Origin of the sequence: Levilactobacillus lanxiensis, assembly GCF_016861655.1 — a bacterium.
Taxonomy (GTDB): domain Bacteria; phylum Bacillota; class Bacilli; order Lactobacillales; family Lactobacillaceae; genus Levilactobacillus; species Levilactobacillus lanxiensis.
Map to the genome: position 1 here is coordinate 15,051 of NZ_BOLN01000010.1, position 13,501 is coordinate 28,551.

The 13,501-nt window shown below is 51.4% G+C and carries 9 protein-coding genes; 1 reads left to right on the forward strand and 8 read right to left on the reverse strand.

Annotated features, from left to right (window positions below):
- Positions 1-26: 26 nt before the first annotated feature.
- From rsgA to JUF22_RS11680, 8 genes are all read right to left on the reverse strand, one after another.
- On the reverse strand, positions 27-1,097 hold the full coding sequence (rsgA, locus tag JUF22_RS11645) for a ribosome small subunit-dependent GTPase A (RefSeq protein WP_236000777.1): 1,071 nt from the start codon (positions 1,095-1,097) through the stop codon (positions 27-29).
- Between the two features lie 272 nt (positions 1,098-1,369).
- Complete coding sequence (locus JUF22_RS11650) at positions 1,370-3,331, reverse strand: elongation factor G (RefSeq protein ID WP_203646431.1); 1,962 nt, start codon at positions 3,329-3,331, stop codon at positions 1,370-1,372.
- Positions 3,332-3,354: 23 nt separating this feature from the next.
- Entirely contained in the window at positions 3,355-4,899 is a 1,545-nt protein-coding gene (locus tag JUF22_RS11655; RefSeq protein ID WP_203646433.1) for a hypothetical protein, read from the reverse strand.
- A gap of 144 nt (positions 4,900-5,043) precedes the next feature.
- The gene (locus JUF22_RS11660; RefSeq protein ID WP_203646435.1) at positions 5,044-5,562 is read right to left on the reverse strand and encodes a hypothetical protein; all 519 of its coding nucleotides are present in this window, start codon (positions 5,560-5,562) and stop codon (positions 5,044-5,046) included.
- Positions 5,563-5,586: 24 nt separating this feature from the next.
- Positions 5,587-6,051, reverse strand: a complete 465-nt coding sequence (locus tag JUF22_RS11665; protein WP_203646437.1) for a hypothetical protein — start codon at positions 6,049-6,051, stop codon at positions 5,587-5,589.
- A 269-nt stretch (positions 6,052-6,320) separates the two neighbouring features.
- Positions 6,321-8,252 carry an Ig-like domain-containing protein gene (locus JUF22_RS11670; RefSeq protein WP_203646439.1) on the reverse strand — a complete coding sequence of 644 codons (1,932 nt, stop codon included), beginning with the start codon at positions 8,250-8,252 and terminating at the stop codon, positions 6,321-6,323.
- A gap of 483 nt (positions 8,253-8,735) precedes the next feature.
- Positions 8,736-10,733, reverse strand: a complete 1,998-nt coding sequence (locus tag JUF22_RS11675; protein WP_203646441.1) for an Ig-like domain-containing protein — start codon at positions 10,731-10,733, stop codon at positions 8,736-8,738.
- Positions 10,734-11,347: 614 nt separating this feature from the next.
- Positions 11,348-12,043, reverse strand: a complete 696-nt coding sequence (locus JUF22_RS11680; protein ID WP_203646443.1) for an EAL domain-containing protein — start codon at positions 12,041-12,043, stop codon at positions 11,348-11,350.
- Between the two features lie 98 nt (positions 12,044-12,141).
- Here JUF22_RS11680 and JUF22_RS11685 point away from each other — a divergent pair, with 98 nt between their 5' ends.
- Positions 12,142-13,497 (forward strand): FAD-dependent oxidoreductase, encoded by a 1,356-nt coding sequence (locus JUF22_RS11685; protein WP_203646445.1) that lies wholly within the window; start codon positions 12,142-12,144, stop codon positions 13,495-13,497.
- The last annotated feature ends 4 nt before the right edge of the window (positions 13,498-13,501 follow it).

Sequence of the window (13,501 nt, forward strand, 5' to 3'; positions counted from 1 at the left end):
TTCTTTGGGATGTTTCACATGAAACATTACCGCCGGCGAATCTGTTGCATGTGGTTTCTGGCCTGCTTCATTTCCTTCTTACCACCGAAGAACCGTTGAATCTTGGCGTTTTCCCGTTCTCTGGCGCTCATGTCACTATAGCTCATTTCCAGCTCAAGCTTGCGGTAACTGGCTAAACGTTCGGCGTTCAGGTCACCCGCCGCAATGGCCGCCTGCACCGCGCATCCTGGTTCCGTTTGGTGGGTACAGTTACGAAATTTACACTGACCCACCAGCGCGGTGATATCCGCAAACGCCTTGGTCAGGTCCCCGCCCTGGACCTGGAGTTCCCGCATCCCCGGGGTGTCGATGACCACGCCACCACTCGGTAACCGCAACAACTCCCGCGCCGTGGTGGTGTGCCGACCCTTATCATCCGTCCGAATTTCTCGGGTGACCAACGTCTCGCGGCCCAGCAAACTATTGATCAGCGTGGACTTGCCAACACCAGACGACCCGATAAATGACACGGTTTGATTGCCCGTCACGTAGGCCCGCAAGTCCGCGACACCCGCTCCCGTGGTGGCGGAGCACGTAATCACGTCCACGCCCAGCGTCACGTCGGCCAACGCCGCCAATTTTTCAGCCACATCGGCACACAGGTCGGCCTTGGTCAGGACGACGACCGGCACGGCCCCACTATCCCAGGCCATCGTTAGATACCGCTCGAGGCGGTGCCCGTTAAAGTTGGCATTCAGCGACATACAAATGAAGATGGTGTCGACGTTGGCCGCAATCAGCTGACCGGCACCGGTTTTGCCAACAGCTGCTCGTTCCAGCACACTCTGGCGGGGTAAGACCTGCTGAATCACGGCCAATTGGTCGTCCGGGGACACGGTCGTCAACACCCAGTCTCCCACCGTTGGCAGATCCGTGGCGACCTTCGTTGCGTGCCGGAATTTCCCGCCTAGTTCAGCGGCGACTGGTCCGGTGGCGCTGATGACTTGGTAGGTTTCTCTATGTTGCTCGGTCACCCGGGCCAGGGTCAACGTCGGTTCCGTCGCCGCCAGTTGAGCGATTCGCTCAGTTAAGCCATACGCGTTTAAATCAGTTTTCAACTCGTTCAAATCCTTTCGTTCGTGACGGTACCCGAAAGGCTGACGACAAAAAAGGCGCAGTCGTGACTGCACCCCAAAAATTTTATGAGGGCGCAGATGTCTATTTCGTCGTTCAAGCATTTGCGGGCACACTAAAGTCAGCGGTGTTTGACCACTTTCTTAGCAACCTGCGTAACGCCTATTGAACGACTGACATCTGGCAATTCCTCCGATATATTAGTTGTTGGTAGATTATCACGGAATGAATTCCGCGTCAATTGACCGTTAGTTGACTACCCTAACGCCTGCAAATCCGCGGCCGAATACGCATAATCCACGTGCGCCATCCCCGGCACCTCATCCCACGGAACGGGATAGCCGGCCCCATGCGCGCAGAACACGGAGTCCGGCGTATTGGGGAGGTCGGCGACGGGCGCGTAGTCCTGGGCCGCCACGATTTCCGCTTGATTATGACACGGTCGATAGCCATCGACCAGGCATTCCAGTTGGCCCTGACCATGTGTGTAAGCCAAGACTTCCTGCGAGTATCCCTGCATTTCGGCGACGGGAGCTGTCCCAGTCAAAACGACCATGCCGTCGGGACTAGCGGTGTCGTCCGGCGTATCAAACTGCCCATGGAGCCGTTGAATATCGTTCATCGCCCGACCCACCTGGTCCTGGCCAACTTCCAAGCGGAATTGGTACCAAGGTTCCAGGAGTTGGCAGGCGCCTTGTTCGCGCAACATCATCAATCCCTGTCGTACGGCGCGCCACGTGGCTTCCCGGAAGTCTCCACCGACCGAGTGGACGATGCTGGCCCGCCCCGTCACCAACGTGATGTTCACGTCGGTGAGTGGCGAACCCGTCAAGACCCCCAACTGCTTCTTGGCGCGCAGGTTGGTGAGTACCTGATGTTGCCAGTTCTTACCCAGCACTTCCAGTGAGCAGTTGGCGGCAAACGTTAAGCCACTGCCCCGCGGTGCCGGCGTCATCAGGAGGTGGACCTCTGCGTAGTGCCGCAGCGGTTCGAAATGACCAACGCCCTCGACCGCCTGGGTAATCGTTTCCTGATAGAGGATGCTCCCCTCGCCAAATCCAATGTCCAGGTCAAACCGATCATGGAGCATCTGTTGCAAAATTTCTAACTGAACGGCGCCCATAATCTGGACCCGAATTTCCTGGAGCTGGTTGGACCAGGTCACGTGAAGCTGTGGGTCCTCATCCTCTAATTCCTGCAGCACCGTCAGACAATGATGTAGGTCGGCGCCCCGTGGATCCACGGCATAGGTCAGCACCGGCTGAATCTCCGGTGTCCGGGCCGCCGCCTGCTGTCCCAAGCCCTGTCCTGGATGGGTGCCCGTGAGATTGGGAATTGCACAAACTTCCCCCGCAACCACCTTAGGCTGAATCGTGAACTTGCTCCCATTGTAGACACGGAGCTGATTCACTTTTTGCTCGTCTAAAATGACCGCCTTGTTCGCCAACTCACCACCGGTCACCCGAATCCAGGTCAGCCGTTCGTCCTGGTCGTGAGAAATCTTAAAAACCTTGGCGCCAAATTCAGCCGGATAGGTGTTCTCTTGTGTCCAGTAAGACAATCCAGACAAAAAATCATCCACGCCGTCTAATTTCAAAGCTGCACCGAAGTAACAAGGGAAGACTTTTCGTTGCTGAATCATGCGGCGAACCGTGTCATCACTGAGATCTCCGGTCTCCAAGTAGTCCGTCAACACCGCGTCATCTTGCATGGCGACGTCTTCGGCTGACTCGTCCGGTAAGCTCGTCCCCGCGAAGGCCACACAACCCGCAGAGAAGGTCTCCTGCAGCTGACTCAAGACGCGCTCGCGGTCTGCCGTGGGGGCATCCATTTTATTCACGAAAATAAACGTTGGCACCTGGTAGTGGTCGAGCAACCGCCATAGGGTCCGCGTGTAGCCCTGAATGCCGTCGGTGGCCGAAACCACCAGGACGGCATAGTCCAGGACGCTGAGCACCTGTTCTGTTTGTGAGGCAAAGTCCACGTGTCCCGGGGTGTCCAGCAAGGTGAGGTGCAGGTCGTCATGCGTCAAACTGGCCTGGTGAGAAAAGATGGTGATGCCGCGTTGTTTTTCCAAGTCGTCCGGATCCAAGAAGGCATCCCCATTGTCGACTCTGCCCAGTTGCCGCACCGCGCCGGACTGGTACAGTAACGCTTCCGATAGCGTGGTCTTGCCGGCATCAACGTGGGCAACGATTCCCGCTACGATGTGTTTCATGTTAGTGTTCTCCTTTTATTGGCTTAACGTTTCTTATGTTTGCGCCGTTTGCGGGCTTCTTTAAATGAAAGCACGTTGCCGGTCTTCTTCTGTTGTTTAGGTTGCCCCGTCGTGAGGGCCGCAATCAGTTTATCTCCTGCTTGGGGTGCCATGTAGCCGGCGTCTTGCAGGACGTGAGCAATGGCGCGCATCAACTCCCGCATGCCATCTGGATCTGGCGTGGCGTCCTGAATCCATCGGCCAAACTCCTGCCAGATGGCTGGCGTCGACTGCTCCAACGTGATGAGGTGCTGACTATATAACATATCAGCAACACCGGCAACCATCGCCAGCGTATTCTCAGCTACCTGCCACTGCTGAGATAGCTGATAGTCTTGTCGACGTAACCACACTTGTAAGCCCACCACGATGCCAAAGACGTGCGCACTATCGGCATCGTCTTCCTGCCATTTTCGCCCGTCATAGGTCATAACGTGATGCTTTCGCAGGTAGTCTTGTCCTGGATCTGGCTCATACCTTTCCGCAAAGGTGTAGAGCAGATCATCGTCATCCAGCAGGAGGTTATATTCGTCAGCCGTCAGGTCAATGCCATCTGGCAGACGCATACCACCCTCGTATTTGCTATCTACCAATCCGCCTTGCGCTTTGATCTGTTCTAGAAAGGCTCTGACTGCCGCTTCGTCCTCGATGTCGATGCCCTGAGCAACCATGGCATTAAAGATTTGTTTATCCGGGCCGAAATTACTGTCATCCTTGGCCCGCTCAATCGTTTCCGGTGTAAGGTCCGTCAAATACCGTTGATACGTGCTGGCCTTCTTCGCGTTTAACCAGCCCTGCTCACCGGCGAATTCTAGCAAATGACCCATGGCCGGAATTGTCAGGGACAGTTCTGCCGCCGTCAAATCTAAATTAGCGACGACCTCGTCCAACACCCCGGCCAGCACTTTCTTACTCCAACTTTTCGGTGTCTTGCGGTATTTATCATACCCCTGCGTCACGACATACGTTAATAGTCTATCCAGCTGGTCTTCTGTCACGCCTGTCGCTTGATCCTGCGCCCATGCAGGACTGGTGAGGTACGCAGTTAACCAGTCTTGCGTGTAACGCTGAATGTCGTTCGCCGTGCGCTCCTGCCATTGTGCTAGCCAAGGTTGATCCGGAATTGGATCCTGGACTGATAGGGCATCCACATCAATCGGACTCCCATCCATCCCCGTCACCACTTCGAACTCTTTTAGAAATTGACGAATCGGTTTTACCTGCAGCTGGCTTTCCTTAGCCTTCGCCCAAAACAATAAGAACGGTTTTAACACGCTGTAGTTTAGCTTCAAAATTGTCAGGGCCAGCGGATCACTATCTTGTTGGGCCTGCTGATTCAAAACAGTTAATCCTTCCGCTACCATTTGGTTATCCCATTGGCAAGCATCAACGTGATTGACCTCCTGGAGCATACTTGTAAAGGTAAACACAACTTGCTTCACAATTTGCTCCGGATACATCTCTAAGACCTTATACGCCGTGGCAGCCCGAAAAGTGGGCCATGCCGTTTCAATGTCACTACTTGTCATACGATTCCCTCCCGAATGGTAAAACATCGTTACCGTTAAAAGTCATTACGCCAATCTTACCGTAACTACCGATAGAATGCACCTGCTAGGACCAATCTAAGAAAAAAGGACAGCCGCATCGACTGCCCTTACGAGGTTATTTGATTAGTGTTTCGCAAACTGCCGCGCCAATTTCTTAGTGGCGTAGTATTGATAATTGACGTATTTCTTATTCGCGGAAACTTGCTGGACGACGGTGACCTTGTGTCCTTTGATCTTCGTTGTGGTCTTCCGATAGTACCCGGCCAGTGGTAGGGTAACGTTACGATTCCACGGCGCTACCTTCACCAAGCCATGATGCTTCGTCGCGTAAGCCCATTCTAGATGGCCCTTCTTCGTGCCGTTGAACGGTAATTTATGGGCATGCAACGGGAAGCCAACAAAGTTTTTGGTCACGTTGGCTTGGAAATAGAATCGCTTGGCCGTGAAGCGAACCCCGTTGTAGTAGTGATACCCATCGATTTTCCCGGCATCCGCGTACCAGGTGCCGCGTAACTGTTTGGGAAAGGTCTTCAGGGTAGTCTTGGCTTTGGCATGGCCAGTGGTTGCTGGCGTCAGCACTACCCCGGCAACGCCTAGCGTTAGGGTCAGGAGTGTCGCGGTCACGAGAGTCGTCAGTTTCATGGGAATTCCTCCATTTATTAATAATTATTTTTTAGTGACCTTGGTAAAGACATCTGTGCGAGCTGGATTAAACGCCGTCAGTACGAGCTGGGTCTTCCCCTTCAGCCGCCGTTGCTTGAGCCAGATGCTTTGGTTGGGGAAGGCCATATCGTTTAACCGATAATGGGCCTGCCAATGGCCACGCGTCCCCGTTAAGGTGAAGGTCCGCTGATTGATTGGCTTGGTCTGTCGCAGCTGATACCGGAATTTATCCTTCGCGTGCAGCGCTTGAGTCTTCGTCCGCCCGATTCGTTCCCGCCAGGTCGTGGCCGTGAAGATTTCTACGCCATAACTCTTGCTGTCGCGGTAGTGGGTCACCCAGGTGCCACGCAGGGCCTTGGGCACGACAGCCAGCTTGGTCGCCGCATTGGCCGTCGTTGGTTGTCCCACACTGAGCCCGGCCACCATTAGGCCCACCACGAGCAGGCCGCGTTGCCAGTTTTTTGTCATTTTCTTGTCCTCCCCATTTTCTGAAATAAATGTGCCCCTTAACTAGCTCCGGTTAGTCGTGAGGGCCACGCTTAATTTCAGAATACGCTTTCACATTTTAGCGGTCAACGCTTATCGTTCGGGAGTTTGTGGCGGATGGGCTGGTCGACATTTGGTGTCGGATTGATGGTGTTTTATTGCGTTTTTAATTAGGAAAACATTAGTCCTACCCATCAAAAAACGCCATAAAAATAGCCGACATCCCTGTCGACCATTTCATATCATTCATTTTATGATGGTGCCATCGTAATGGTCCAATCAAGCGTCGAAGAATAACTCCCCGTGTAGATAGCCTGACTAGCCATGTTCAATATTAATTTCTGCCCGTGATCTGAACTGAGCGAGCCCACTGTCATCCCAGGACCGGAATACTGAACGGTTTGTGCTTTGTCCGTTAACGGCATCGCCGAACTCCCATTGGAATAACTCAGGGTGGCATCCAACGTGTGACTGCCATCACTGGTTCTAAATGGCGTTGCTTGACTCAGCGTGATCGTTGTCCCCGTCTTGGTCCGCCGATCGTCAGAAATGGCCAATAAGTCGCCGCCACCTTCAACTTGACCTTCAATGTCCTGATTGACGTTGGCATAGGAGAGTGATCCGAAAGTGACATTCCCGGCCTTCGCCGTCAGCGTATTGGCTGAAAAGTTCATGCTTAGGTTTTGACTTTGGTAGGTATCCAGCATGGTACCTGCTGTTTTATCATCGTAGCCGTCTACTTTCACATTAGTTGTAAAATCTGTGTTCGTTGTCTCTAGTGATTGAAAATCAATTTTGTACTTATGTGTTTGTTGGCTACTAAAATCGATTCGATCTGATTTTAATGCAGTCCCTTGGACCAAATAGTAATCATAACCGCCAGAACCATTATCTTCGGGCTTTGCCGTATTATTGACTAACTTATCGTCAATGTAGAAGAACGTGCTGCCAATATTTTCAGGTACCTTAATCTTCAGGACACCACCTTGCAGCGTGGAGTCCGGGTTAGAATCCGTAATGGTCCCTGAAACTTCAACGTTGTCACCAGCAACAATGTTACTCAAGTAAGTGTCGGTGTTCCCAGTATTATCCGTCAAGTCCGTAATTTTACTGGTAATTGACACCTTAGGAGATGTACTGAACATCACGTTAAGATTAGCTGTGTTCGTGGTAATCGTCTTTGAATTAGAGTCCGAAGCAATCGTCACTTCAGCGTAGTAGCTCGCACCATCGTCCGCTGAGGTCGTCGCCGGCGTTGTGTACGTCAAGCTGGTTCCACTGGCAACCTTAGTTGCGGTACTGCTGCCAGGAGCCTTACGGTACCAAACAACAGATTTAGGTGCCGATGGGAATGTCCCTTGGACCTTGAAGGTCGCGGTCTTCCCCGCATCAACGGTTTGGTCGTCCAACCCACCACCAATTTTAATATCAACAGAATCGCTCTTGGTCGTGCCATCGTTGTTTTTAATGGTCCCGGTGATGGTCACTGTTCCAGACTTACCGTCTTTATTGGCCGTCACGGTCCCATCATCCTTATCAACTGAAGCCAAGCTTGGATTACTACTACTCCAAGTCACACTCCCAGTCGCATTAGCTGGCGTTGGTGTCGCATGCACATTGGTTGTTGCGGCATTATCTTGATTATTGTAAAGGTAATTGTCATCCGCCTTAACCGACAAACTTGTCGCATTGACGGGATCACCTAAAGCCGTAACCGAAGCAACTCGCGAATAGTAATACATGCTCTGTGTAAATGGTGGAATGAAGAGGTAATACCCAAAACGTTCCTGATAATACGTCGTTCCTGGCGTAGTTGGTGTAACTGTTAAGCTGGAACTCGTTGCCCCTTTGATTGATTGCCAACTCGCCCCTGAATCAGTTGACTGGTACCACTGAAAATGATTATACGCCAAGGGATTAAACCAGGTATCCATAAACGAATACCCAACCCCAGTCGTTAACGTCTTAGACGTCCCCGCCGCCGTATACTCATCCTGTGGCTGCAGCCGAAAGCCTGTACCCGTGTACCAAAACAAAAAACTACTAATATCTGGTGTTGGTGTGCCGTAGCCGGTGACCGCGGCTTCCGCGACCGGCGCACGCTTTGTGCTATTGAAAAATCCGCCAGCAACGAACAATGCTGCTAACATCAGCAACACACGCCCTAATTTTTTCTTTGTCATAGCATCGTCTCCCTTTACACACGCGAAGAGTGCCCTGGCAGCATTTCCTAAATTAGCCGCCTTGACGTTTCCGTGTACCCACTACCTCAATTGACTCCATCAATTTAATTCTCAACCTAAAATTACTATGATAAAAAGTTCAACCAAATAGTGGTTAAAACCGTCACACTTTGCGGTCATTAATGCCTAGTCCATTACCCAATAAGTCCTGACGATCATTCGTTTGCCAACCTAGTTTTTAGCAAACATCTGATGTCTATGTGAGATTTCGTCAATCAGCCATTTCTGGTGTTACAAATTAACGACTCTGTCTGGTTTTATTATACTTTTTATTTTTAACAAATACCATTTTAATCGTAAATTATTTTAACAATTTAAGCATAAGATAGCCGTTATTGATTGACAAAAAGCGGCCAGCCCTACGCGTAGTAAGACTAGCCGCTTTTTTAATCGTCACAGGTAACGATGTTTCACGTGAAACTTTTACACACTAGGAACTGTCGCAAACGTCCAATTTAGTGTTGCCGTATAGTGGCCAGCCTGGTAGGCGGCATATAGCAGCTTCAGATTCAGGTGCTCACCTTTAGCCCCAATTGACTGAACCGCAATCCCGGCCCCAGCATTGATGACGGTTTGGGCAACGTTCGACAGTGGATAGGACAGCGAGCCACTGTCGTAGAACAGGTCTGCCGCCAAGGGCCGGTCGCCACTGTAAAAGGGGGTGCTCTGTTGGAGTTGAACGGCCACCTGGTCGCGCCGGCGTCGATTGTCCCTGACGTCGAGCAGGTTCCCACCGTCCATGACTTGACCCGCCACCGTTTTACCTAGACTGGTTGTATCCAGCGTTCCAAAGGTGATGGGATGGGCCGTTGCGTCGATAACGCCGTCCGTAAAGTTCAGTCTGAGGCTGGGCCCACTGTAAGTTCCCAGCGGTTGATTGTTCTTGTCACTTCCCCGCAACCGCAAGCCGGTGGTGTAGAGCTGGTTAGTCGTGATGGGGGAGGTGAAATCAATTTCGTAATCGTAACTACCGAAAAGTACCTGGCTGAAGTCAAGACCACTAACCGAAAATATCGTCTCTGACCCGACCGTTTGCTTAGCAACTGCCTGGTCATTCCCATTAAGTTTAAACTTCAGCTGATTACTCAGACTACTAGGCAGTTCAAACGTTAATTCCCCGCTGGCCATCGTCGAATAAACCCAATTGGCATCTATGATGGTCCCTGTAATTTTGCATTCATCACCCTGCACGATATTCGTTAAATTATGGGCAGTGTCATCGTTTCGAATCGGATTAACGGACCCAGACAATTGTTGTGCAGTGGTGTTCGCTTCCGCCGCGGCCGTTAAATTTTTCATGTCACTGGTAATGGTGACTTGCGGCACCGTGCTTGGATTAACTGTTAGTTCAGCTCGACGCGTCTTGATTGTCTGCGTCTGCGGCTTTTCCTGTTCATCTAACATGGTAACCGTGACCTCAGCGTAATACAGGGCGCCCTTGTCGGTTAACGTGGTCACGGGAGTCTGGTAATCCAGGCTCTGCGTGTTGGCCACAATTTTATCATCCTTAGTTTTAGCGTCAACTCGGTGCCAGGCAACGTTGTCCGGCTTCTGATCGATATTCCCTAGTACGTGGAAATCGGCGGACTGCCCCTCCGTAACCGTTTCATCTGCCAAACCACCACCAACGGTCAGTGTGACCGAATCGCTCACGTCGGCAAGACCATCATTTTGGACGGTCCCCGTGATGGTCACCTGACCATCCTTGCCTGATTTATTTGCCGTGACCTTCCCCGTTTTAGCATCCACCGCCGCGATAGTCGGATCACTACTGGTCCAAGTGATATTTCCCGTCGCGTTCGCTGGCGTCGGCTGACCGTGAACGAACGTCGAGGCCGCCACATCCTGATTGTTGTATAGATAGTTATTATCAATTGAAACTTTGACCGCACTGGCATCGATTGGCGCCGGTAGGGTTGTTACTGCGGCTACTTTAGAGAAATAAGTGTTCGTCACTGGCCAAATAGGCAAGACAGTGTAGTACTGAAACGAGGCTTGGTAATAGACGGTACCTTCCTTCGAGGGCGTCACAATCAAATCCGGTGTTGTCCCATACTTATCAGAGGCTTTATTGCCATCTTGTGCTTTGGTCCAATTCTTACCACCATCAACTGACTGGTACCACTGAAAATGATCTTTAGCTGTCAGATTAAATATTGCCCACATCGAGTGCGCCGTATCGGTCGTCAACAGCTTGGCATTATTAACATAGGTATAGCGGTCCTCCGGTTGTAAACTGAATCCCGTGTTCAAATAAAACCCAAATAACCCAAACGGCGCAGCGCTAGGCGTCCCCTTCCCCGGCACAGTCGTAGTCGCCGCTTCCGCTTGCACCCGCGAACGTGGGCGACGTAAGACCCCGATTGCCAATACCACCAATAACGCCGCCACCAGTAGCTCCTGCCATTGTTTCCTTGTCATCCATCGTCGCCCTTTCTCCCCGAACTAATTTTAGTAAATCGCTTGTTTTGCTGGATTATAAGTAAATATCATTGACCACTTTGTTTCAATTCAATGGTTAGTCGCCCATTATGTTTTTCGCAATAGTTACCAGTAGTCAACTTATCTAGCCCCATTATAGTTACCGTAATCATTAAATACCACCACTAGGTATAAAATATTTTTATTATCTACAATTAATCGTTTTACTGCACAGAAAAAACGCGTACCAGGATACGATACGCGTTGCGACAGTTAGTTTCGTTATTTTGAAGTTTATGCGCCCTGCTTTGAAAGTCTGGGGTCAAGTTATTAGCAACCAATAGACCCCTGGAGTAAACTCAAGGCATCAACTAAGCCAAAAGATTTAGGTGACGATACATTTGGCGGGTTAAACCCGTGTCAGCCGCAGGGCTGGTGAAAATGGGCTCAGCCGTGGGAATTACCTTAGCGGGTCTCTCGCTTAGGTAATTGCTATCTTTGAGACGCGCTTTCCGGCTCAAAGTAAGTCTGGAGACCGCTCTTCGGCTCCAGACGTGCGCCCACAGCGTCACGGCCCAGTTTTCACCAGCCCGGAGGCGTAAGTAACAACCGGTTTAACCCGCGTCAAACGTATCGCCAGGGAGCTTGAGCAGGCGTGGCTTGCTGAAGTAGTACCCCTGCTTCAACCGGATGCCCAACCGCTTACTCAGCACACTGTCCTCGTGATCCTCAATACCTTCCAGCACCAAACGCAACCCATACTCTGCCGTTATGGCGCGCCAGAAATGGACCTGCTGCTGAATCTTGGGATCACTGAAACCTTGGTTGAAGTTTTGTAACGCAAATTTAACTTCGGACGCCAGCGGCAATAAATCCTGGATGTCTGTGAAATAATTATCACCCGTGCCGACGTCATCCAGTGACAGTTCCATCCCCTGATCAATGAATTTTTTCAGCTGGGGAATCAGGTCTTGAACCGCATACTTTTGTGGTCCATCATCTTCGGTGAGTTCAACGACCAAGCGCGTCGGATAAATCTGTTCCTGGCTTTTCGTGATGGCGGACGCAATTGACGTCGTCATTAATTGCTCACGGTTAACGTTTACTGAACAATAACGCACTTTAGGTGACAGAACCTTCGTGGTTGCCACGAGCAGGTCTGCCACAATTTGTGGGTCGATAGCGGAAAAGGATTCCGGTAAACGCCAACCGTCAGGGGTCAATTGCTTCATCAAGAGTTCATAGCCAAAAACTGTTTTCGTTTCCGTATTAATCTGTGGTTGCACAAAATACCGATAGATTGGTTCCAAAAAATACTACCCCCTCATAAACAATTTGCATTGCTTTACCTTACTGAACAGTATACTATAATGAAGTCAATTAGTAATAGAAAGAAATGATTAATCTTATGAAAGTCGTCGTCATCGGCTGTACCCACGCAGGTATTGCTGCGGTCAAACAAATTTTAACTTATTATCCCGACGCTGAAATCACCGTTTATGAACGGCAAAACACGATTTCATACCTGTCCTGTGCCACGTATTTACATATTGAAGGCACCGTGGAAGCCCTTGCCGACGCGCGTTACGCCGAGCCCGCAGACTTCGTTAAGCAGGGTGTGAACATGGCCACCAATCACGACGTCATTCGCATCAACGCGAAGACCCACTGCTTGTTGGTCCAGGATTTAATTACCAAAAAAATCGAACGCGACACCTACGATAAACTCATCATGGCCACCGGTTCCGTCACGGCTATCCCCGCCATTTCCGGCGTGGAGAATCCCAAAGTCCTGCTGTGTAAAACCTACGACGAGGCCCACGACCTGTGCACCTACGCCGCTGGTCAGCAGAGTGTCGCCATCGTTGGCGGGGGCTACGTCGGCGTTGAGCTGGCTGAAGGCTACGCGACCTCTGGCTATCAAGTTCTGCTGATTCAGAAACCAGCACATTTGCTCAACACTTACGTCGAACCGGCCATCGCGGACAAAATTACTGCGCTCTTAACGGCCAAAGGGGTTCGCGTTTTAACGAACACGGTTGTGACCTCCTTTCAGGACGCTGAGAACGACCAGCTCTTGATTGAAACCAACCACGACAACTACCACGTCGACATGGCCGCTATTAGTGCCGGCATGATTCCCCAAACGGATCTCCTAGCCGGCCAGGTCAAGATGGCCAAGAACGGCGCGATTTTGGTCGACGACTACCTGCAGACCTCCGACCCCGATATTTTTGCGGCCGGCGATGCGGTGCTCAGTCGCGATAATCCGTCGACCGGTGTGACCTACGCCCCACTGGTCTCCACAGCCGTGCGGCAAGGTACCGTCGCCGGCATCAACGTCGGAGACCGGCGTTTACGGACGCTGGGCACCCAGGTCACCACGGGCATGCAAATTTTCGATTACACCATGGCTTGCACCGGATTGACCCTGGCACAAGCGCAGACAGCGGAACTGAACGTCGGACACGTCGAGTATACCGGCACGTACCGACCAGGCTTCATGCCAGACTCCCATCCCATCACGGTGGAGTTGCTGTACGACCGCAATAATCGTCAAATTCTTGGCGCCCAGTTGCTCTGCAAACATGACGTTTCCCAGGCAGCCAACACGGTATCCGCGCTGATTCAAAATGGCGGGACCATTGACCAACTGGCCTTGCTAGACATGCTGTTCTCGCCTAATTTCAACGAACCGTTTAACTACCTGAACTTGGCGGGCCAAATGGCCGTGGAACAGGAGAATGGCTACTGGCGGAGCTAAAAAC